Origin of the sequence: Bacillus sp. CCNWLW194, from assembly GCF_037120585.1 — a bacterium.
Lineage (GTDB): Bacteria > Bacillota > Bacilli > Bacillales > Bacillaceae_G > Bacillus_A > Bacillus_A basilensis.
Genome location: NZ_JBBBBL010000016.1, coordinates 62,499 through 84,653 on the forward strand (window position 1 = coordinate 62,499; position 22,155 = coordinate 84,653).

A 22,155-nucleotide genomic window follows, 5' to 3' on the forward strand; every position below is an offset into this window, starting at 1 on the left:
TTGTATAAGGGGTAATGTTAGGATAAACAGGTTTTACTAACATTACCCCTCAAATCATATTTTGGGGAAGGTTTCACCTTTTTCAAACGTGTTATGGAAGATAATTTATATAATTTAGAAGAGGTAGGTATATATGAAATTAGAGAAAAATTTAATCATAACAATTATTTCTGTATTTATTTTAGGAGTAGTTTCGACTTTTGTATATCAAGCTTCCACCGGTAATAACAAAGGTAACACAATCAAGAGCGAGAATGTTGCTTTTGTATCAAAAGAAGTAAAAGAAAATGAAAAGAATAAAAAGATGGTAGTTGATTTCTATAATGAAGTTTTTAACAAACATAATATCGATATTATCCCTAAATATGTAGGTGAAGAGTATAAGCAACATAATCCTTTTGTCGCTGATGGACGAAAAGCCTTCATGGATTTCTTTAAGGAGGATTTTGTTAAAAACCCTAATTCCTCTGCAGAGATTAAACGTGTAGTAGCTGAAGGGGATACGGTTGCTCTTCATGTACATTCTCGGACTAATTCTCAAGATAAGGGAGTTGCTATAGTGGATATATTTCGTATCATGGATGGAAAGATTGTCGAACACTGGGATGTAATTCAAGAGGTTCCAAGTGAAGCAGCTAATAATAATACGATGTTTTAGGTAGAATAAATATTTAATTGTTAGAGATGTATAGAATCTAGATATTATAAAATGAAGGGGATGTCCTAGGTATACTACTAAGACATCTCTTTTTGTTTTACCAAGATTCAATTTATTATAATTTGTAAGGTGCTTACTTCATATGTCTTCTGATAACTTACCCCTGAAACTGCACCATGTTAATATTAGATTATCGTATTAATTTGTAAGAAAGGTATTTTGTATTGAGCAAGAAAAAGCATTCAAGTATAGATTTTGAAGAAGTACTAAGTATGGTTGAATGTTTAAGAGGAGAAAGTGGACAGTACATGTCTCTATAATAAGAGTTTCAAACCCTTGACACAAAACGTGTTGAGGCTTTTTTATGTTGTGGGTAAAACACTTTTATTTGAAAGAAGAGTAATTCCCCCACAAAAAACACAGTAAAAATCCGAATTTTCTGAATCTAAACAAGGTAAATTCCTGCTATAAAAAAGAAGGGGAGAAAGCCCCCTTACTTTAAAATTTATTAATAAATAACTTAATTTATTGATGAAATATTATTGAATTGGTGCACAACTCCAAATGTATTTTCCAACTACTTTTATTTCTGGACAATTTTCTATATCTGTACAATCAAACATTAATGGATGTATACTAGGATTAAAAGAATCTGGTTCTAGGATAATTCTATTATTGGTTTTGTAAATTCTTTTTAAAGTGGCGTCATATCCGTTGATGAGTACAGCGGCTATGTCGCCATTATTTATATTTGTTGTCCTCTCAAGCACAGCTATATGTCCATCATGTACAATTCTATTCATGCTGTCTCCGTTTATACGAAGTGCTAATAGTTTTTCAAATCCATATTTATCTAAAATGATATCAGGTACCTGTATATCACCAATTACATTTTCTATAGCTTCAATTGGTTTACCAGCTGCGATTGTACCATAAATGGGAATATTTCGTTTGGTAATTGCTTGATCTTCAGGATAATAGGATTCATTTTCATCAATAAAGTAGGTCGCAGAGACATTTAATATCTTAGCGATTTGAGATATTTTTGACATTTTAGGGCTTCTTTCACCATTTCTCCACCGCAAAACAGTAGTTCTACTAACAGATAATAATTCAGCTAATTGTTCGTCTGTCATATTATTTTTCTTCATCAATTGAGATAATTTTAAACCGAATGATTTCATGACTTTTTGTCACCTCCGTCTTGATTGATTATATAATTGGTGTGACAAAAATGCAACTTTCTTCGTTATTTGGTAAAAAAATTCTTGACTGTTTTGTCACGTAGTACTATATTTGAATTTGAAAAGAGGTGACAAAAATGCACAAGATGATATTTTTAGAAAGAAAATTAAAGAGAAAAACTATTGAAGAAGTTGCTGATTTTCTTAATGTTTCTCCACGTACATATTGGGCAAAAGAACATAATAAAAGTGAATTCACTCTGAAAGAGGCACATATGTTATCGTGCTATTTAGAGAAATCTATAGAAGAGTTATTCCCTGATCTTTTTTTAAATAATTTGTGACAAAAATGCACGTATCTATATCTGGATTATAGGATGTTTTTGGGGCATATTTCAAACTAAATATCTAATAATCGTACTATTAAAGGTACTTTATATATAGTTTTTTTACTTAGAAAAGCAGGAAAGAGATCAAAAAATGAAAAGCTAAAGTGTATTTGGTATAAAAAAATTGAGATGAAATATAGCATGCTAAATATTCAAGTAGATGAAAGAGCGATCAGAAGGTTATATTTAGAAAAATTAGAAGAAAAGCTTAAAGAAGTGGATGCAAAATTTGTATTTTGGGATAAAAGTGAATTTAAAAAAAGAACGTGCATGTCGTGGAATACTAATCAAACAGAATTCTTTTTTTGATTAGTGTTTTCAAAAATTTAAAGTGGGCGGGAAATGGTATTTTCCGGCTAAAGAAACGAAGGCATTTTTATTAAATTGGCTAACGGAGAATGAGGTGTAAGAAAAGAAAGACTATCGTCTTAAAAAACAAATCTTATAGGAAAGTCTATTGTAGGGAGGATTAAACATGGTTTTTAAAGTCACAAAAAAACAAGGATATGTCAGCAAGAGTACTAATGAAAATGAAGAATTTAGTAATACTAGTTGTTTTGAATCGCAAAAACTTTCGAATAAACAGTTAAAAATGATTTATGCCAAAATGCATATAATAGCATTGAAATATGATGGAGTAATATCAAAAGAAGAAATCAAAAATAAATTAAAAGAAAAACTTAAAATTCAATCACTGAGTGATCTTACAAGGAAGCAAGCTAATCAAGCTATACGAGTATTAATAGGTTGGGAAATTTAAAAGTTTTGGAGAATCAAACCTTTAATATATTAGAATTTAAATATATTGATTTTAAGAAAAAAATCTGGAGGAAGATAAAATGAGTAGTTTGCTAATACAGGATGAGCCACTATTAGTATTACCTCGATTAGCAAGTAAGATTGGGTTGAACGAGGCAATTTTTCTTCAACAAATACATTATTGGCTCAAGCGCTCGAAACATTATTATGATGATCGTTATTGGGTCTATAATAGCATTACAAATTGGCATAAACAGTTTCCGTTTTGGAATGAAAGAACATTGAAACGTATTGTTAAAAATTTAGAAGAGTTTAATTTATTGATAAGTGGTAACTATAACAAATTAAAGTTTGATAAAACAAAATGGTATTCAATAAATTATAACAGACTAGTTGAATTAGAAATAGATAACGATTGTGACAAATTGTCTCAACGAAAAGAACATATTGTCATGATGGAAAATGATAATATGTCTCAACCAATACCAGAGACTACACAAAAGATTAACACAGAGAATACCACTCAAAAAGATATAGTAGAGATAATTAATTATCTCAACAGTGTATGTAATACAAGTTATCGTATTTCAACTAAAAAGACGCAAATGTTAATTAAATCTAGACTACAAGAGGGATTTAATATAAATGAATTTAAAGAAGTTATTGAGACGAAGGCGAAAGAATGGCTTTATACAGAACAGGCAAAATATTTAAGACCAGAAACCTTATTTGGAACTAAATTTGAGGGATATTTGCAACAGAGAAAGATGGTGAAATCAAATGGCTTTAACAAAGGTAACAGATATAGTACAAAGTCTTTCGAAGAGAATGAACTTCCTTTCTGATACATGTCTGATATGTAAGCAGGAGAGAAAGCGAATGGTAAGATTGATGGAGATTCAGGGTGAAACGATTTGTCCAGTATGTCGTTTAGAAGAAGAAAATAGAAGGTTAGAAAAAGAAATGAATGCTTTTCGTTATGAAAAAGAGGAAAGAAAACGTAAAAGTATATTTTACGATCATAGTCTTATTAAAGATGAAACTATTAAATTAGCTAGATTTTCGACATTTATATCAGAGTGTGAAGAGGATGAAAACAATTTAATTTTAGCTAAAAAGGCTCTTACAGACTATTTAAATGATATTCGATTTAATTTGATTCTCGTGGGTAAAGTTGGAGCTGGAAAAAGTCATATTGCATACTCTATAGCGCATGAAATGAATGAACAAAGTTCGAATAAAGTTATGTATGTTACAAGTTCAGAACTCTTTGATTACATACGTTCGACATTTAATACGCAATCATGTGAAACAGAGCATAGCATAACAAATATGCTAATTTCTATGGATTTATTAGTCATTGATGATCTAGGAGCAGAGCTAGGGGATATGGATATTAATGATTTAAAAGCAACAGCATTTGTAAATCGTGTGTTATTTAAACTATTTGATGGACGACAAGGGAAAAAAACAATTATCACAACGAATTTAACAGGTGAGGCAATTATAAAAGCGTACGATGAAAGAGTTACATCTCGTATGTTTAATACATATCGACACATGGAATTTAAAAAAACAAGAGATAAGCGTAAGAGAAAATTACCTTTTTAAGAAAAGAATATATATGGTGTAGGAAATATATATTCAGATAAAAACATATTGTTCAAGAAATTTGTACTGTATGAATTGGTTCTTTTAATTAGCGAGTAAGTGAAGTGATTCGGAAGTTAAGAAAGAATATGAGGAATGGAATGAGCATTTGATCAGAAATTACACGTATGTACATTGAAAGTAGTTTTTAAGTTTATTTAATATGTTTTAAATAATTAAATGGAGGCATCTTGAAAATGAGAACATATAAAGGATTTGAAGCAATTAAACGAATGAAAACAAATTGGATTACAACAGTACAAGAGACACCGATGTGTTGGAAAATAGAAGGTGAAAGAGTGATTGCTGATTATTTAGGTAAAAAAGAAAGCTATCAACAAATTAATTTCTTTTTTGAGAACGAATTTATAGATTGTAGAGAAACTATTCGAAAAGGAGAACTATTGTATATTGAAAATGAAAATAGTGAAAAATTTATCGCTGAATATTGTAAAGAAAATGAAAAAGAAATAAAGCATGGTAGTTGGTTCTGGATTAATGGAGAGGAGTTCTCTAATAATTATGGTCATTTTGAAAAGCGTACGAAATTAAAAATTAGGAAAGCTGAAAAAAGTGAAAAATTATTATTTGAACGGGCAAAATTATTCGCTATCAAAGGGCGTAAAATAGATGAGTTTAGACTCGGTGATGTAATTGAAAGAGATAATAAATTGTATAAAGTGGCTATTGTAAAAAGTGGAAGTGAATCTCAAATTGTAGTAGGATGTGTTCCAATTAATGGGGGCGCAATTTGTTATTATAATTCAAAAGATATTGAGATTCAATTTTTCGTTGAAGATATGGTGGTGTGGCAAGATGAAGTTATTTTTAATTAATCAACTTATTGAAAATGGAATTTACAAATATAAGGATAAACAATTGTACGAATTAAATAGTGATGAGTTAATAAAATTAATCAAAAATCATAAGGATAAGAAAATAAATGTTAGCAATACAATATATGAATTAATACATAAAGAATGTAAGCCTTAGTAGCAAATTAATATATGAAATTTAAATTATGGTTAAGGATAAATGATAAGAAAGGGGCTTAACATGTTAAATATAGAATTACCAGTATTAAATAAAGAAGCTACAAAAGAAAATGTACTGAAAGCTATAAAGAAATACAGATTATTTATGAAGTGTAATTATTTTAACGAAACGATACTCTCAAAAGAAAATATATTAAAAGAAAATGCGAAAGAAGAGCGGATCAATTATATTATTGCGATGAACAAAGGGTTAGAAAAGCTAGATATTGAAAGTGATAGAATAATTATTCGAAAATATTTGTTAAAGAATCGAGTTAATAGATATGAGGTTATGAAAGAGTTGAATTTATCCGAGGGAGATTATTATAGAAAAAGAAATACTGCTTTTTACAACTATGCATATGCATTAGGGATTGAGGTTGAGGAGTGTAAAGATTACTAATAATGAATAAGTTTTTAATATGGATTATAACCACCTGTGTAAACAAGCAGGTGGTTATTTTTATGTAAAAAAATGATGAAAAAGAGATAAAAATGAATCGTTATATACATATATCATATAAGTACAAAGTAGCAATGATAAATAGTATTAAGGAAGATTTTTTAAAATCATTATAGTTTTTGATGAGAAAAAATAAATGGAAATTAAATGTAGATTTAGATGGTCTCTATTTTTAACAATTTTGCTTTGTTATAAGGGTGGGAATGGTATATGCGAGATTTAATTATCCAATATAAAGAAACGTTATGTAAGCTAGAGAGTGCAAAAATAAGTGCAAAAGAAGAAGAGATTAAAATATTAACAAGTATGATTAGTGATGTCACATATGCTTTGGAGTGGATGAAGAATGCAAAGATGCCGGGTAATCGCAGGGGAATAGAACGTAGAGCTGCTTATCAACGAGAAAAATCATATGATTCCTTGTTAATGCAAAGGTATTTTCGTAGTACTGATACAACATATGAATGGGATGATGAAAACAAAGAAAGTGTCATTTCAGAATGGGAAAGAATAAAACTAGAAGATGCGCTCTCTACTTTGACAAAATATGAAAGAGAAATATATATCATGTCAAGAGGAAGAGGCATTACACAAGAGAAAATTGCTAAATATTTGAATGTTTCAAGAAGCACAATTAAAACGATTCTATATAGATCTGAAATAAAAATTGCTAAACAAGTAAGAAAAAGTCTTTTCTGCGAAAGTAGTTAAGGCTTTTTTTATTTACAAATAAATTCTTGTCACCATAGTGCCACCTATAAATAGAGAGTAATAAAATAAGTTTAAATGAAATATAAAAAATCAAGAATGGATACTAGCAAAAAGAAAGAGTGATCCAAAGGATATCTATAAATTAAATGAGAGATTTTAAAAGTGACGGCATCTTTTTATTTACTACAAAATAGGCAGTAGTACATGAAAAACTACAGAAGGATGCGATTAGATGTTAGAACAAGATATAGATACAATGCCAATATGTTCAATTTGTCTTGAAAAATGTTTGTGGGTTTTGAAATTTCCAATCACAATTCAGTATTGTGAACAAATGTTAATTCGTGAGGTAGTTGACGACAATATAACAACAATATGTATTGAGTGTTTAGAAAAAGAAGTACAAATGATGAGTTAAAACGGGAGGGAATGCTAGTGGCGCGACCAATGAAATTGAATGATGAGCTGATAAATAGGTTGACCCAATATATTAGAGTAGGGAATTATATTGAAACCGCATGTGCGTTAGTTGGAATTAGTAGAAGTATAGTTTATGTTTGGTTAAAACAAGGGCGTAGAGCAATTGAAACGAGTGAAAAGACAGGTGAAGTAGTACCGAGAAAAGATAAGATTTATGTGAAGTTAGTCATGGAAATTGATCAGGCATTAGCATTTAGTGAAGCTAGAGACGTTGAGACAATTGGGGAGCATGCAAAATCTAATTGGAAAGCCGCAGCGTGGAGATTAGAAAGAAAATTCCCAACTAAATGGGGAAGGAAAGATCAATTGCAAGCAAACGTAAATCATTCAGGAGAAATGAAAGTAGAGCATAATAAAATGGCCATGAAAATTGGGTGTGATGAGGAAATGCTTGATTTAGCTATGAAATTATTTGAGAAAGTTCAAGGAGGAGAATTACAATCATGACACGGATGAATATGCATAAGTTAATAGATGAAAATACATTTAAGGAATTGGCAAAAGTGAACTACCCCTTTCTATGTTCAGTATACACATAAGGGATTCTATAAACATGCAAAACACACAAAATTAATAACAAAGATTTGCCAAGATTTAATTGAAGAGAAATTATCGACTAATAGATTAATGGTGTTTATGCCACCTAGGCATTCAAAATCACAGTCTATAACAGAAACATTGCCAAGTTGGTATTTAGGAAAGTATCCAAATAAGAGAGTTATAGAGGTATCTTATGCATCAAGTTTAGCTGAAAAGTTTGGTAGAAGAAATCGTGCTAAGATTGAAGAGTTTGGTAAAGAAATATTTAACATTAGAATTGATGAGCGACAAGGTTCAGTAACAGATTGGGCAATACATAACCACTCTGGTGGAATGTTGTCTGTAGGAGTTGGTGGTTCAATTACAGGGGAAGGAGCAGATTTATTAATTATTGATGACCCTATTAAAAATCGCCAAGAGGCCGAATCAATTACATACCGAAATCGACTATGGGATGAATGGGAAGATACTCTATCTACACGTTTACAAAAAGGTGCAAAGGTAATTCTAATTTTGACGCGATGGCATGAGGACGATTTAGCTGGTAGATTGTTAGAGAAAGAACAGGAGAAATGGACTGTGTTATCAATTCCTGCTATAGCAGAGTCAAGGGATGATCCATTGAACAGAGAAATAGGCAGAGGTTTATGGGTTGAACACTATGGCCAAAATTATTATGAAGATAAAAAGAAGTTTTCCTCTGCACGCTCTTGGTTATCTTTATGGCAACAAAAACCTTCGAGTGATATAGGGAATATTTTTAAAAGGAACTGGTTTCAATATTATGATGTGTTACCAAATTGGGAACAATTTGATCAAATTATTACTTCCTGGGATATGGCTTTTGATAATACTACAAATAAAAGTTCATTTGTGGTTGGACAGATTTGGGGAAAAATAGATGGAGACAAATATTTAATTGATCAAGTGAGAGCGCAAATGAATTTCCTAGAAACAAAGAAAGCATTTGTTGTTTTTCATCATAAATATGAGTCGATTCTTCGGAATTCTGGTTTTAAAAAGTCCATTCCGAAATTAGTTGAAAAAAAAGCAAATGGCCCTGCCATTATTAGTTCATTGAAGAATGAAATAAGTGGTATTATTCCTATAAATCCACAGGGTTCAAAAGAAACACGTGCTGAGGCGATATCCCCTGAATTTCAATCTGGAAATGTATATATACCTAATCCTAAAATACAATCTTGGGTATATGATTATGTAGATGAATTAGCTTCTTTCCCATCTGGTAAGCATAATGATCAAGTAGATACAACGTCACAAGCCTTAGAATACTTTTTTACTAAGCAAAAAAAAATAATGGGTGGAAAAATAAAAAGAGTTTAGCTGAACATGTAATGTTCAGCTTTTTTATATTGGTAAAGTTTTTATGAAAAACATTGAATAGATGATTTGTATATAAAAGGAGGCATAGGTTTTATGGTTGAGAAGAAAGCAATTAAGAATGTGAAAGTACTTAAATTACAAAATCGTGAGATGAATTTACGTAATGAGGAACTTCAAAGTAAACAAATGGCAATTGATCCATTTGCACAAGTGTACGGTGATAAAGAACTAGTAAAGCCTCCATATGATATGCAAGTATTATTAAATTTGAGAGAAAGTAACCCTATTCACTCGGCATGTATTAGTGCAAAAGTAAATGATATTGCTGGTATGGGATTTGATTTTGCACCGCTAGATGAAGTGACAGAGGCAAATCAAGAACAATATAAAGAATTAAAGCGTTTTATGAGGTATTGCAACAATGAAATGACAAGTAGCGAAATACTTAGGGCAGTTTGGGAGGATTATGAAACTGTAGGTTGGGGAATTATAGAGGTTGTTCGTAACTTGAAAGGGGAACCAGCGCAGCTTCACCATATTCCAGCACATACGGTACGTGCGCATAAAGATAAGATTCGATTTGCGCAAATTGTAAATAATGAGGAGAGATGGTTTAAACGATTTAGTTATCCATATGATTTTAGGTTAGTAGATGGAGAAACAATTAGTGATAGCTTAAATGAAAACTCGTTATTAGACACTGAAGAAAAAGCTGGTGAAGTTATTGTAATTCGTAAATTTGGTTCTAGATCATCATACTATGGTATTCCGGATTATGTGAGTTCTATTGGTTCCATTGTAGGATCACAAGCTGTAAGAGATTACAATATTAATTATTTCACTGGTAAAACAATTCCAGATGCTGTTTTGTTTGTTGAGGGTGTTGATGAAATAGATGATTCAGTTGAAAGAGAATTAAAAACATTTTTCTCTGTCGAAACAAAAGGAGAACATCATAAGTTAGCAGTTGTTCCTGTCCCTGAAGGAGCAAAAGCTCGCTTAGAGAAATTAGGGCCTGATGTCAAAGAAGCGAGCTTCCGTTTATATCGCCAAGATAATGCTATGGAAATTTGTGTAGCTCATCGAGTTCCACCATATAGAATTGGTTGGGCTATGACAGGATCACTTGGACAGACGACAGCAAAAGAAATGAATGAAATGTATAAAAGATCAATTATTGAACCAGGTCAACAAATTTTAGAACATCGATTAAATACACAATTATTTAAAGAGTTTACAGGAACATTAGGGGAATTGGACTGGCAGTTTCAATTAAATGAAATTGATACAGATGATCGAGCAAGTGATATGCAATATGCAATAGATGGATACGAAAAGAGTATATTAACAAGAAATGAATGCCGAAAAGTTATTGGATACGAACCAGTTCTAGAAGGAGATAAATTTTTAAATGAAGATTCAAATTCGATTTAGTAGTCTTGCTAGAAAGTAGGAATATATTATGCCAAATGAATTGAAAAATGTAGAAATTAGTTATGTTTCATTAGTAACAAAGGGGGCTAATGGTAGGCCATTTGCAATTATGAAGGGTATGAACATGAATGGCTCTAACGTTTTGAAAAATGTCCCTATTTTAAAGAGGGAAGATGAAAAACAACTTGTAACAGGGGTTGTTTATGAACCAAATATAGAAGATGCACATGGTGATATCATGACGGCTGAAGAAATTGAAAGAGCAGCTTATAATTTTTTGGAGAAATATAGATATATAGATAAAAACCATGACGAGTTGGCAGGAAAAGGAACAGTAGTAGAAAGCTGGATTTCTAAAAATAATACGGTTGTTGGAAAACAAAATATTAAAAAGGGAACATGGCTTATGACTGTTCGAGTAGACGATAGTGAAACATGGAAAGAGATCAAAAAAGGGAAAATTACAGGCTTTTCGATGGGAGGGGTTGGAGAAAGAATGGAGATGCCACAAATGGATGAGTTTACACAAGATGAGAAAGGTGTAATTCGTAAGATGTTTAATTTTTTTAAGTCACATTATGACGAGGAACAAACTCAGGAGATGGATAATCAGTCAGTAAATAGTAAACAAAATTCTAAGATGCAAAATGTATTTAATTTGTTTGAAGATGTATTTTATGTTGGGATTTGGGAGGGAAATGTAGATATTAAGCGGATGGTTTCCACTTTAGATGAAATGAAGGACATTTTAAATACAATGAAGGGTGGTGATACAGATTTCTCGCCGGAAGATATTACTATTAATTCCATAAATGAAGTAGGCAAAATCTTATATAAGAAAAATGATAAAAAATTTGATGAAATGATTTCTTTGATGAACCAAATTAAAGAAAATAAGTTACAAAAAAACGCAGATCAAAATTCAGATGAGATTGCAGACATTGTAAAGAGAGAAATGGGTCCTTTTCTTGAGAGATTACAGGAGTTGGAAGAACAGTTAAATAAAGAACTTGAATCAACTCATGATACTAATGAATTAGAAAATGACAGAGAATCTAAAAAGACAAGTGAATTTATTCAGAAGGTAATAGACCCCATTTCAAAGAGACTTGAAGTAATTGAGCGATCAGCACAAGTTCGTAAAAGTCTTGGGGCTGATGCCAAACCAACAAACGAGATGAGAAAACCAGTAAATAAATGGGTAGGATTAGATCTATAAAGATAAGGAGAAATGAATCTATGAATAATAAAGAATTATTAGCACGTATTGAACGAATTGAAAAGAGTACAATGACAACAGGAGGAATGAAAGCGGGGCTATTATATCCGGAACAAAGTAAAGAATTTTTCCGAATGGTATTTGATGCAACTCCATTTTCTCAATTGCATCGCAAAGAGATTCGTAAAGCGAAAAAAGGTGAATTAGATAAAATTGCAATCGGTGGTCGAATTTTACGTAGGAAAGTGGAAAATAGTGATGATGGCTATCGAGCGGGTGTAGAAACGTCGAAAGTTGAATATGATACAGTTTCTATTCGTTTACCATGGGAGATTACGGAGGAGCTACTTCGAGAAAATATCGAAGGTGAAGGATATGAAGATACTGTTATGACATTAATGTCAACTCAGTTAGGTATTGACCTTGAAGACCTGCATTGGAATGGGGATGTAACTTCAGAGGACCCATTTCTTCAAATTAATGATGGCTGGTTAAAACAAATTAAACAATCAAGTAAATCTCATATTGTCGATCATTTTAAATTAGTGACGGGAACGGGAGATGCTGAAGCTAGCGCCGGGTTTAGTAAAGACTCAATCTTTAATTTATCTAAGGCGATGCCTAATAAATATAAAAATGAAGGTTTAAAGTGGATTATGTCACCTGCTCGTAGAGAGAAGTGGATTGAATATTTAACAACTCGTTCAACTGGCTTAGGAGATGCTGCGTTATTAGGTACAGGGGATCAAGTTAATAAGCCGTTGGGGTATGAGATTGTCACAGTTCCTTCTATTCAAGATGATGTAATTATTTTTGCAGATCCTAAAAACTTTATTGCGGTAAATACGTATGACACGCGAGTTCGTAAGACTGTAGAAGGTAAATCTGCTGTTATGGAAGATAAGCGATTCTATGTTATTCATTTGGATGATGATGCAGTTATTCAAGAAATGGACGCAGTAGCAATTCTTACTAATATACCTGATAAATTTGGAAATTAAGTAAGGTAATTTGCATATGAAGATTATAGAATTTAAATTAGGCGGTACATATACTGCATATGGCTATACTTTTTTTAACGGAGTGAAGGAAAAGGTTGCAAATGAGAAAGCAAACTATTTACTGAGTACAGGACATTTTAAGTTAATAGATAGTATAGAGGTTAAAAAGAAAGAGAAGTAAAAGAGGTGGAAGGATGGAAATTACTGTACAGGACATAAAGAACAGGGTAAATGTTCAACGAATGCCCGATACGGTAATCCAGGAGCTCATTAGTCAATATGAATTGATTACTAAAAACTATTTGAGAAGTAAGCCAAGTAACCCAATGAAAGAGAAAGTTAGAACAAGTAAATTGGCTTGGCTTTCTTTTCGAGCAGAAAATTTGATCAAGGTAATCCATATTGGTTCTGGAGAAGAAGTTACCAGTTCAGTTTTTTCTGATGGTTGCACTGTATATGGTTTAAGTGAGAATCAATTATATGAATTTGAGTATACCATACAAGATTATGATGGGCTTTTGACTTTAATGAAAAAATGCATCATCGATATGACGTGTTATGCGGTAATTCGAACAAATCTACAATATGAAAATATGAAAAAATCAGCAAATATCGGAGATTATTCATATGAAATAAATATCGAATCGCTAGATGAGGAAACTGTTAATAAAAAGGTTTTAAAAGTATTAAAAAAATACCGAAGTAGAAACCCTTTAATAGCATTATGAATGAAAGAATAGGCTGTGAACATTAGATATGGAAGAATTATATATACATGAAGTAACTGTGAAAAGGAATCAAAAGGTAAAGCAGCCGGCAGGAAATTTTAAAGAAGAGCCTGTCATTATTTATGAAAGAATGAAGTGTCGTGTAACGACACACACAGCGGTAGATAATGAAAGGTTAAAAAGAAATAAACAAAATTTTGAGCCGAATTTTAAAATTTATACTTCTGCAGAACACAACATCCATACAAATGATGTAATCTATTTTCATGATTATGTATTTGAGGTAAGAGGAGAACCGAGAAATCCATCATTTTTAAATCACCATATTGAATTGTATTGTGAGTTGTTGGAATAAAATGACGAATACATCGGAATTCATGGTTACACGTAATGTAGAACAGGTTAAAGAACAACTTAATAAAATAATGGTAGAAAGAATTATAAGTGCTTGCAATCAACTGCAACGAGAAATGAAACAAACAGTATCAGGTAGTCACAATGGTGTGAAGTATAAAATTCCACGATCGAGTCGCACATATATTGCTTCAAAACCAGGAGAGACATTTGCTTCTAGAACGGGAGAATTACAAAATTCCATTAAATATGGCTTACATATTACAGATACCGAAGTAGTAGGAACGATTGGAAGTGAATTAAAAAGAGCAGTGTATGTCGAAAATGGTACAAGTACTGTAGAAGCCCGACCTTTTTTCTTAAAAACGTTTGAAAAAGAGCGTGGGGAATTAAAAAGGACATTGGGAGGAGAACAATGACGACAAAAGCGATTGCAACAATTAGAAATATTATTGAGAAAGATACAATTGTGCAAAGTAATCTATCGAAATATGAAGGAGAGCCCGCTCTTACATTTCAAACTGCACAAAAAGATATGAAAATGCCTTATGCGGTAATGAGAATTGAATCTAATAATCCGGATGATATAGAGGTAATTGATCGGATGATCCTCACTTTTGATATATATTGTGGCCAAGGTGATTATGAAAAAGCGGATGTAATTTCAAGGCGAATAGAACATTTGTTAGACAGAGAAGCGGGATTGTTAAGAGATTCTGGTATTATTACAATTCATCGAGCAGGCAGTGTTGCAGTTCCGGATGAAGATCCATCAATTATTCATATTAGTATTAAGTTTCTTGTACGGGTAGGAAGAATGGAATTATATTAAGGAGGGAAAAAAATGAGTTGGAAGCTTATTAATGGTGTACGTGAGGGTACAACTGATAATTTTGTTATTGGACCAGGTGTAATGTATAAAGGTTTTAAAAGTGTAAAAGACCTAGGTGAGATGTTAGGAGCTACTACAGGTGGCTGTAAAGTGGGGTTTACTAGAGAATACTATGATGCTGATATTGATGGTGTTTTAGGAAAACTAGTTCGCGGAAAATGGCTATTAAAAGATGAACCACATATGGAGGTTACACTAGTAGAATTTACGAAAGAGAATTTAGAGTTAGCTCTACCAGGCGTAGATGTAGATAGTACGACTGATAATGATTATAACATTGTAAAACCATCCAATGAAATTAAAGACGCAAGTTATAATGATATTGCAATAGTAGGTGTAGTTTCAGGAAGTGATATTCCGGTTATTTTTGTTATCCGAAATGCAATGGTTGTTTCTTCTGTAGAAATTGATTTAAAAGATGGTAAAGGAACTGTAGGACTTAAATGCAAATTTATTGGTCATTATAGCGAAAGTTCGCCTAATACACCCCCTTATGAAATTTATTTACCAAAGAAAAAAGCACCTAAATTACCTACAACAAGTAAATAAGTTGTAGGTTTTATTTTTAGGTTATAAAAGGAGATATTGAATATGACAACAATGCTAGAAAAAATGATGCATAATAGTACAGAAATTACAATTTCAGGTCAGAAGATGAAGATGAGACGTTTAAATGTAAAAGATGTTTGGCGTTTTACTAAGATTATTTCTAAAGTTGGTCGTCATGCAATGACTGATTTTATGGAGTTTGGGAAAGAAAAGAATGAAATTGATGAAAAAATTCAATTGGCCCAAATGAATGAAGAGCAACAAGAACAGTTAAATGAAATTGAAAAACAAAAAAAAGAAAAGGGTTTAGAGTTTGTCTTTCAATTATTGTCTATGATTCCGGAATGTGAAGATGAGTTTTCGGAATTTTTCTCTAGTCTATTACAGATTAAGCGTGAAGAATTCGATCAGTTACCACCAGAAGCTATGGTAGCAGTTATTGAAGGATTATTAGAAAGTGAAGATTTAATGTCTTTTTTCAATCAGGTCAAGGGTCTAATCAAATCTCAAAGTCTCAAGTGGAACAAACAAGAAATGTAGAAAATGACTCTAATAAATACATAGAAGAAACAGAGCAAAATATGCTAAGGGCTTTTGATAAAGTCCAAAAACGGTATGGATGGACAGATGATTATGTCTTATCCATACCGTATTCTCGTTTAATGGACTTATTTTCTTTTATTAGTCAGGAAGAGCAGCAAGAAGAATTAAATGAATGGAAAAAGATGGCCTTTATCGGATTTCAAACAAGGCAATTAGAAGAAGGAACAACTTTTCATGATTATTTGCAAGCTTTTGGACTTACGGAATCTACGTCGGATAAGGAAGTAAATGAGACTATGGAAGTTTGGTCCAAAGAGGAATGTATCGACCATGCAAATAAGCTGATTGCAGAGTTTCAGTTTGAAGACGATCAGGAATAAAAAACTTCCTAGTTAGAAAGGGGGGAGTGAATGTTTACAGAAGTATTCCAGTTGTTTGGTACAATTGGAATTAAAGCAGATGAAGCTTATAAGGATTTAGCAAAGTTTGAGGAAAGTTTACAAAAGGCTTCTAAGAACATACAAGAAAAATTTCAAAAACCAGCAGAAGTACTTAATCAAATAAATGGCCAAATTCAAAAATTTGGTAACGGGGCGACCAATGTTTTTGGGAAGATTGGTAACAAAGCGGATCAGGCATATAAAGGTGTAGAAAAGTTTGAAGAGAGAGTGCAAAAAGCCTCTAATACAATGCAAGAAAAAATCCAAAAATCAGCAGATTCTCTTGGGAATATTAGTAAGCAAATGCAAACGTTTGGTGACACTATTTCAAATAAAGTTACAAAACCTATAGAACAAGTCAATAGCAAAGCTTTACAATTTGCTAACGATGTGGAAGGTTCTCAAAAAAAACTACAGGATATGCTGGGGTTAACTGAAAAAGATGCAAAGAGTTTGGCTGGAACTATTCAACCTATCGCTCAACAAGTCGTGAAGATTTCTAATATAGTAATACCATCGTTGAAGCAAACGGTTGAGTTAATCAAATCTGTTTCTAGTCTTATATCTAAGGCGAGTGAAATCATTGGTGGCCTTGTAAATATAGTTAAAACATTAATGCAAATACCGGGTGCAATTACGGCAATTATTAAAGATGCCTTAAAACTAATTAAAGTTTTTAGTGAGTTCGCACAGATATTGACTGGTCTTGGAAAATCAATGTTTTCATTAGTATTAAGCCCATGGGGTTTTGCGATAATTGCAATGGTTGCTTTAGTATATGTGCTGTATAAAAATTGGGATTCAATTGTGAAATATACAAAGCAGGCAGTGCAATGGATCAGTGATATTTGTTCTAAAGCCTGGGATGCTATCGTTAAAGTTGCGAAGTCAGTATGGGATAGCTTGTCAAAGTTTTTCTCAAGTTTTTGGGAAGGAACAAAAAAAGTATTCCAATCTGCGGTATCGTTTATAGATAAAATACTTAGCGGGGCATGGAAAATAATTACTACTGTAATTACAATGTATATCAACATATGGAAAAAGACATTTGAAATTGGTTGGAATTTAATAAAAACGATATTTAATACAGTGCTAAACGTAATAAAAAGTGTTGTTAAGTTTGCTTTAGAATTTATTAAAAGCTATATTTCTACTGCTATTAAAACATGGCAAAATATTTTTAAAACTGGCTGGGATATTATAAAAACAGTTTTTACGACGGTGCTAAACTTTTTGAAAACATTTATAAGTGGTGCATTTCAAGCAATTCGCAGCATAATTACGACTGTGATGAATGGGATAAAAACCGTCATTTCTACAGTGTGGAATGGAATAAAGGCAATTTTTACGACTGTATTAAACTTCTTAAAATCAGTTGTAAGTAGTGTGTTTCAAGCAATTCATAGCATAATTACAACTGTAATGAATGGAATAAAGACGGTTATTTCTACGATTTGGAATGTAATAAAAACAGTTTTTATAACTGTATTAGAGACTATAAAGAATTTTGTGGTTACAGCATTTCATTTTATAAAAAACACAATTACGACTGTAATGGATATCGTAAAGTCTATTATTGTAACCGCATGGAATTTTATTAAAGAAACAATAATAGTTGCTGTTCGGACATTTGTTAACTTTGTGGTGGATAACTTTAATAAGATAAAAAACACAATATTTAGTGTTGTTGGTGCTATTAAAGATTTCATAGTAAGTAACTTTGCAGCAATTAAAAAAGCTATCGTCGGAGCGTTTGACGGCATTGTTGATACAGTAAAGGATGTATTCGGTAAAGTTGGTTCTATAGTTAAGGGGATAGCAAACGACGCTGTAAGCTGGGGGAAAGATATTATTGCTGGTATTGGTAAAGGTATGACATCTATGGCTGGCTGGGTTGTTGATAAAGCTAAAGGCGTTGTAGACGGAATACCAAAAGCAGTTAAAAGTTTCTTTGGTATAAAATCTCCTTCTCGTCTAATGATGGAGTACGGCGGATATATTACAGAAGGTCTTGGTGTAGGGATGGAAAAAATGATCCCGGCTGTGGACAAGGCTTCTGGATTGTTAAATAAAGCGGTTGTTCCACCGAAACCGATGCAACTAGTAACGGATGTATCTACCCGAATTGGACAAATGGGGGCACATTCTGCTGATATGATTGGAAAAGCTGCACATCCATTTGCTGGACAATCTTCTGTTGAAAAGAAAACAGATAAAGGTGTTACAATTCAAAATGCTACATTCAAAGTTGCTGTTGAAAAATTGCAAACCGCAGAGGATTTTGTGAAAATGAGAAAATTACTACAAAATGTAGTTGCTGACGATCTAATGGGAATGGCGGTGCGGAATGTATGAGTATATTAAAAACATTGCATAGAAGAGCCGGTTCATATCATCTCTTATGGGATGCTACAGAATTAAAAAGTACAATTAAATATACTATTAATTTTTCATGGCCTGGGACATATAATTTTTCTTTTATGTCCCAAGTTCCTATCGGTTCTGATGGTATGTTACCAGATAAATACTTTATTGTTCGAGTAAATGGTATTGAAAAATTTAGAGCAAGAGGTGCTTATGCCTGGGAAGCAAGAGAAATTTTTGTTGGTGCAGGGCCACAAACAATTGAATTTACAACAAGCGGTTACGGTTCTTCTGACGTAGCCTATTTGCGTGATGTTTATTATCATGCATATGGACCTATACCTACAATTGCAATGATTGAACAAACGAAAATGCCTAAATCCTTAAACGGATTAAAAAATTACAATGTTATGCATGGATATCCTCGTTACCAAAGTACTGGTAATAAAGGATGTGAAGTAGAATTTACTGCTTTATTCAATGATATCAGTCATTGGCGTGAGTTCATGGGGGAAATATATCGCCCTCATATTATTACAGGTGATTACGGTACCTATGGTGGTATAATACCGCCTAATGAAGTTGATGCAATACGTAAAGGAACGCTAGTAATAGCAAAGTGTAAATTAATATCTATGTCACAAGCAGGTATTGGAGTTGATGGAATGTGAGAGAAGGATCTATTTCTTTAATCAGAATGTTGGGGAGCTATTTCCAAGTGGGGAATAATGCTCCTAATTTAATTGTTTATATGAAAAAAAGAGAATCTTCTTCTTATGTACAAATACAACATCGTGTAGTGAGCCTGGAAGTGCAGGAGAACGCAGATCAGTTCGCAAGTACATTTTCTGTTACCTTTGCTAATGAATATGGGCAAATGGCACCTGATAACTGGTATGGTAAGTTTTCTTCCATTCAAGAATGGTTTTACAACAGTGAAGTAACAAACACAAACCAACTATATCCGCAGACTGAATTTAAGGTTTCTATCGGTTATGGTGAAGAAGCTTTACCGTATATACATGGTTTTGTATCTGACGTAAAGGTGAATGCCGAAAGCGGCACAATATCAGTTACCTGCACAACATCTTATAAAAAGGTTCTACAAAAATCAGTAATTCCAACGCCCGGATCAGATGAAATTGTTGCACCGACTGGAAATGTGTATGATGTAGTGAAATTCTTCCTTGAAAAAGCAGGAGTTACATTACACGGTAGTAGGGTAAATATTCCCGGTACAAATCAAAGCTGGATTGTTGAAGGGGCAACTGGAAAGAGGTTTCAAAAGTGGGATGAAATTGTACGGGATATTATAGATACAACATTCCACTACATTAAACATGAACCAGATGGAAGTTGTACATTTATGAAAATGCCAGACTATGCAATTAATGAGCCTGCAAAGTTTAGTTTTAGAGAAGGCGAAAACCTTATCTCTTTAGATATGCAATTAACAGATCAGGACATTAGTAACAGTATTGTTATTAAATGTGGAGATTATGCCAATGGTTTTATTAATTCATTCTTACTTAAAAATGTCTCTTTAGGGGATTTGCGAGAGGAAATGATAGAAGTACCTTGGGCAACAACATTCTTTGCAAGAAGGGCAGTTGCTGCAGCTTATCATTTAAAAGCGATTCAAAAGTTCAGAACATTAACAGTTGCTGTGATAGGGGATCCGCGAATTCAATTGTTTGATGTGGTTTCCGTCTATAATAGGGATTCTGGGCAACAATGGAACTACTTTGTTAAAGGAATTAACACAATGATTTCTGCTGATGATGGATTCTATCAAACTTTAGATTTATCTGTTAACTATGGGTATGAACCTACCCCATATACAGATATAGCAGGAATCACAGTAAATGTTGATACATTAAGATTAAAGCTTTGGGATTGGGATGTAGAGGATGGAGATTTATTAAATATTTATTGTAACAATAAATTAGTCGAAGAAAATTATTTTATTCGGAACAATCCTACATACGTTGATATTTCGCTTGAATATGGAGTAAATATCATTGTATTTGAAGCGGTTCGAAATCCTAAAGGGATTCTTACAGGCCGTTTGCAAGTACTAGATACCAAGAATAATATCTTGTTCGATTATGGTTCCTTACCAGATTTATCATTTCCTCGAGTAAATCAAGATAAAGATCACTATTATACCCAAAGGCCAGCAAAAACTTGGTCTGTTACAAGGGTAAATTAGGGGTGATTCTATGATAATGCAAAAGAACTTATATGATCCTATTATGTATTTAATGAAAGGATTAATTGATAGAGAATTTTACAGCGGTGGAAAACCGATGCCTGGTAACGATCCAAATGATGTTTTTAAAGAGGCTATGACCGAAGGGTATACACTGGTTCGTGATGGTGCTCGTTTATCGGCAGTTGATGGAGATAAATATCTGCACTACGATTTGGTTTTTAATGGACAAGCACTACTTGAAAAGGTCCTTATATCCCATAAAATAACAGGTAAAAAGATGGAGATGCAACTAATTTATAACGCCAACAAACAATTAGATCGAGTACAACCAAGGCTTATTAATAAAGGTAGCGGTATGTTATCTGATTTACCAATTCCCGATGTGTCGTAATGATGCATGGGGATTTTTTAATACAATAAAAAGGGTGATTACCTTTGTTTGAAACAACTTATATAGCTGGTGGTCGATTAGATGCGCCATTTTATCCAACGAAAACTTTTCCGTATATGAAAGGTTTTATAATGGATTCTAAAGCATGGACAGAAGATAAGATGGAATACGTATTACCAATTGACATGGAGTTTTATGCCATTAGCGTGAGTAGTTCTATGTATGAAATCGATGATAAATGGTCGCTTATTGTAAATGACGGTATTGTCTGTGAGGATATTTATACAAAAAAAATACCAGAAGGTATAAGTCTTATGTCCTATATGCAATTAAAGGCTGGAGATAAAATTATTTTTAAATTTCATAACCAAGGAATTAATAATAAGCAAGTATGGATTGCTTTACAGTTTTTGAAGTAATTGGAGGGAGATTATGAGTTTTGCTGTAAATTATATGGCGGGTGGCCGATTAGATGCTCCATACTTTCCAACCAAAACGATTCCTTTTATAAAAGGAAGAAGAATAGGTGTTTATGAAAATATTCATCATAATGAATTTATAGCACCAGTTGATATGGAGATGATTGCATTTTCTATTGGTGCATCAAAATATAACGATAATGACTATTGGAATTTATATATTAATAATGAAAAAATAGCAGATGAAATTTATATGAAAGATGTTCCCGAAGGATTTAATTTTTCTGTTGTTAAACAAATTCCTGCGAAAGCGATTATCCGTTTTGAATATATAAATAAATCTTTAGAGAAAAAAGCTATTTGGCTTAATTATCAATTTTTAAAAGATTAGGAG

30 protein-coding genes and 1 pseudogene are annotated in these 22,155 nt (G+C 32.4%); 30 read left to right on the forward strand and 1 reads right to left on the reverse strand.

The features are described from left to right. The first annotated feature begins 133 nt into the window (after positions 1-133). Positions 134-658 (forward strand): nuclear transport factor 2 family protein, encoded by a 525-nt coding sequence (locus tag V7S50_RS27315; protein ID WP_242253723.1) that lies wholly within the window; start codon positions 134-136, stop codon positions 656-658. 539 nt (positions 659-1,197) lie between these two features. Here the strand turns inward: V7S50_RS27315 and V7S50_RS27320 are convergent. Further along, entirely contained in the window at positions 1,198-1,842 is a 645-nt protein-coding gene (locus V7S50_RS27320; protein ID WP_242253717.1) for a LexA family protein, read from the reverse strand. 137 nt (positions 1,843-1,979) lie between these two features. Between V7S50_RS27320 and V7S50_RS27325 the strand changes: the two genes are divergently transcribed. From V7S50_RS27325 to V7S50_RS27465, 29 genes and pseudogenes are all read left to right on the forward strand, one after another. Further along, positions 1,980-2,186, forward strand: a complete 207-nt coding sequence (locus V7S50_RS27325) for a helix-turn-helix transcriptional regulator (RefSeq protein ID WP_000549412.1) — start codon at positions 1,980-1,982, stop codon at positions 2,184-2,186. A 186-nt stretch (positions 2,187-2,372) separates the two neighbouring features. Further along, positions 2,373-2,640 (forward strand): annotated as a pseudogene (locus V7S50_RS27330) (group-specific protein). A 66-nt stretch (positions 2,641-2,706) separates the two neighbouring features. After that, positions 2,707-2,991 (forward strand): hypothetical protein, encoded by a 285-nt coding sequence (locus V7S50_RS27335; RefSeq protein ID WP_242253715.1) that lies wholly within the window; start codon positions 2,707-2,709, stop codon positions 2,989-2,991. A gap of 79 nt (positions 2,992-3,070) precedes the next feature. Next, positions 3,071-3,835, forward strand: a complete 765-nt coding sequence (locus V7S50_RS27340) for a conserved phage C-terminal domain-containing protein (protein WP_000096621.1) — start codon at positions 3,071-3,073, stop codon at positions 3,833-3,835. Further along, positions 3,819-4,601 (forward strand): ATP-binding protein, encoded by a 783-nt coding sequence (locus tag V7S50_RS27345; protein WP_242254017.1) that lies wholly within the window; start codon positions 3,819-3,821, stop codon positions 4,599-4,601. The genes V7S50_RS27340 and V7S50_RS27345 overlap by 17 nt, the downstream gene beginning before the upstream one ends. A gap of 236 nt (positions 4,602-4,837) precedes the next feature. Then, complete coding sequence (locus V7S50_RS27350; RefSeq protein WP_001261480.1) at positions 4,838-5,476, forward strand: hypothetical protein; 639 nt, start codon at positions 4,838-4,840, stop codon at positions 5,474-5,476. Beyond that, positions 5,457-5,633 carry a Fur-regulated basic protein FbpA gene (locus V7S50_RS27355; RefSeq protein ID WP_336584441.1) on the forward strand — a complete coding sequence of 59 codons (177 nt, stop codon included), beginning with the start codon at positions 5,457-5,459 and terminating at the stop codon, positions 5,631-5,633. Before V7S50_RS27350 ends, V7S50_RS27355 begins: the two co-directional genes overlap by 20 nt. Positions 5,634-5,696: 63 nt before the next feature. Beyond that, a complete protein-coding gene (locus V7S50_RS27360) occupies positions 5,697-6,077 on the forward strand; it encodes an ArpU family transcriptional regulator (protein ID WP_242253713.1) in 381 nt (126 codons plus the stop codon). Between the two features lie 270 nt (positions 6,078-6,347). Beyond that, entirely contained in the window at positions 6,348-6,848 is a 501-nt protein-coding gene (locus V7S50_RS27365) for a sigma-70 family RNA polymerase sigma factor (RefSeq protein WP_001205173.1), read from the forward strand. Between the two features lie 232 nt (positions 6,849-7,080). Further along, entirely contained in the window at positions 7,081-7,266 is a 186-nt protein-coding gene (locus V7S50_RS27370; protein WP_000892960.1) for a hypothetical protein, read from the forward strand. Positions 7,267-7,283: 17 nt separating this feature from the next. Beyond that, the gene (locus tag V7S50_RS27375) at positions 7,284-7,775 is read left to right on the forward strand and encodes a hypothetical protein (RefSeq protein ID WP_000113637.1); all 492 of its coding nucleotides are present in this window, start codon (positions 7,284-7,286) and stop codon (positions 7,773-7,775) included. Between the two features lie 189 nt (positions 7,776-7,964). Then, entirely contained in the window at positions 7,965-9,212 is a 1,248-nt protein-coding gene (gene terL / locus V7S50_RS27380; RefSeq protein WP_336376643.1) for a phage terminase large subunit, read from the forward strand. Positions 9,213-9,305: 93 nt separating this feature from the next. Next, positions 9,306-10,646, forward strand: coding sequence for a phage portal protein (locus tag V7S50_RS27385; protein WP_224413959.1), 1,341 nt, complete (start codon positions 9,306-9,308; stop codon positions 10,644-10,646). Between the two features lie 28 nt (positions 10,647-10,674). Further along, complete coding sequence (locus V7S50_RS27390) at positions 10,675-11,865, forward strand: XkdF-like putative serine protease domain-containing protein (protein WP_133964323.1); 1,191 nt, start codon at positions 10,675-10,677, stop codon at positions 11,863-11,865. A gap of 20 nt (positions 11,866-11,885) precedes the next feature. Continuing rightward, positions 11,886-12,866 carry a phage major capsid family protein gene (locus V7S50_RS27395; protein ID WP_098230543.1) on the forward strand — a complete coding sequence of 327 codons (981 nt, stop codon included), beginning with the start codon at positions 11,886-11,888 and terminating at the stop codon, positions 12,864-12,866. 16 nt (positions 12,867-12,882) lie between these two features. Further along, complete coding sequence (locus V7S50_RS27400; protein WP_336376642.1) at positions 12,883-13,047, forward strand: YqbF domain-containing protein; 165 nt, start codon at positions 12,883-12,885, stop codon at positions 13,045-13,047. A gap of 13 nt (positions 13,048-13,060) precedes the next feature. Then, positions 13,061-13,594, forward strand: a complete 534-nt coding sequence (locus tag V7S50_RS27405; protein ID WP_336376641.1) for a hypothetical protein — start codon at positions 13,061-13,063, stop codon at positions 13,592-13,594. A gap of 28 nt (positions 13,595-13,622) precedes the next feature. Then, complete coding sequence (locus V7S50_RS27410) at positions 13,623-13,949, forward strand: hypothetical protein (protein WP_000392019.1); 327 nt, start codon at positions 13,623-13,625, stop codon at positions 13,947-13,949. A 1-nt stretch (position 13,950) separates the two neighbouring features. After that, positions 13,951-14,367 carry an HK97 gp10 family phage protein gene (locus tag V7S50_RS27415; protein WP_336376667.1) on the forward strand — a complete coding sequence of 139 codons (417 nt, stop codon included), beginning with the start codon at positions 13,951-13,953 and terminating at the stop codon, positions 14,365-14,367. After that, a complete protein-coding gene (locus tag V7S50_RS27420) occupies positions 14,364-14,780 on the forward strand; it encodes a hypothetical protein (protein WP_000208341.1) in 417 nt (138 codons plus the stop codon). Before V7S50_RS27415 ends, V7S50_RS27420 begins: the two co-directional genes overlap by 4 nt. 12 nt (positions 14,781-14,792) lie before the next feature. Further along, complete coding sequence (locus V7S50_RS27425; RefSeq protein ID WP_016513545.1) at positions 14,793-15,389, forward strand: hypothetical protein; 597 nt, start codon at positions 14,793-14,795, stop codon at positions 15,387-15,389. A gap of 42 nt (positions 15,390-15,431) precedes the next feature. Next, entirely contained in the window at positions 15,432-15,929 is a 498-nt protein-coding gene (locus tag V7S50_RS27430; protein ID WP_000210326.1) for a hypothetical protein, read from the forward strand. Then, positions 15,908-16,312, forward strand: coding sequence for a hypothetical protein (locus V7S50_RS27435; protein WP_396022993.1), 405 nt, complete (start codon positions 15,908-15,910; stop codon positions 16,310-16,312). The genes V7S50_RS27430 and V7S50_RS27435 overlap by 22 nt, the downstream gene beginning before the upstream one ends. Positions 16,313-16,342: 30 nt before the next feature. After that, positions 16,343-18,727: a phage tail protein gene (locus tag V7S50_RS27440; protein ID WP_336376640.1), complete on the forward strand. Its 2,385-nt coding sequence runs from the start codon at positions 16,343-16,345 to the stop codon at positions 18,725-18,727. Next, the gene (locus V7S50_RS27445; RefSeq protein ID WP_050845290.1) at positions 18,724-19,407 is read left to right on the forward strand and encodes a hypothetical protein; all 684 of its coding nucleotides are present in this window, start codon (positions 18,724-18,726) and stop codon (positions 19,405-19,407) included. The genes V7S50_RS27440 and V7S50_RS27445 overlap by 4 nt, the downstream gene beginning before the upstream one ends. Continuing rightward, positions 19,404-20,948: a hypothetical protein gene (locus V7S50_RS27450; RefSeq protein WP_336376639.1), complete on the forward strand. Its 1,545-nt coding sequence runs from the start codon at positions 19,404-19,406 to the stop codon at positions 20,946-20,948. Before V7S50_RS27445 ends, V7S50_RS27450 begins: the two co-directional genes overlap by 4 nt. A gap of 10 nt (positions 20,949-20,958) precedes the next feature. Beyond that, positions 20,959-21,342: a hypothetical protein gene (locus V7S50_RS27455; protein WP_336376638.1), complete on the forward strand. Its 384-nt coding sequence runs from the start codon at positions 20,959-20,961 to the stop codon at positions 21,340-21,342. A 44-nt stretch (positions 21,343-21,386) separates the two neighbouring features. Beyond that, complete coding sequence (locus V7S50_RS27460) at positions 21,387-21,761, forward strand: hypothetical protein (RefSeq protein ID WP_000464270.1); 375 nt, start codon at positions 21,387-21,389, stop codon at positions 21,759-21,761. 13 nt (positions 21,762-21,774) lie between these two features. Next, positions 21,775-22,152 (forward strand): hypothetical protein, encoded by a 378-nt coding sequence (locus tag V7S50_RS27465; RefSeq protein WP_000006644.1) that lies wholly within the window; start codon positions 21,775-21,777, stop codon positions 22,150-22,152. Positions 22,153-22,155: the final 3 nt, after the last annotated feature.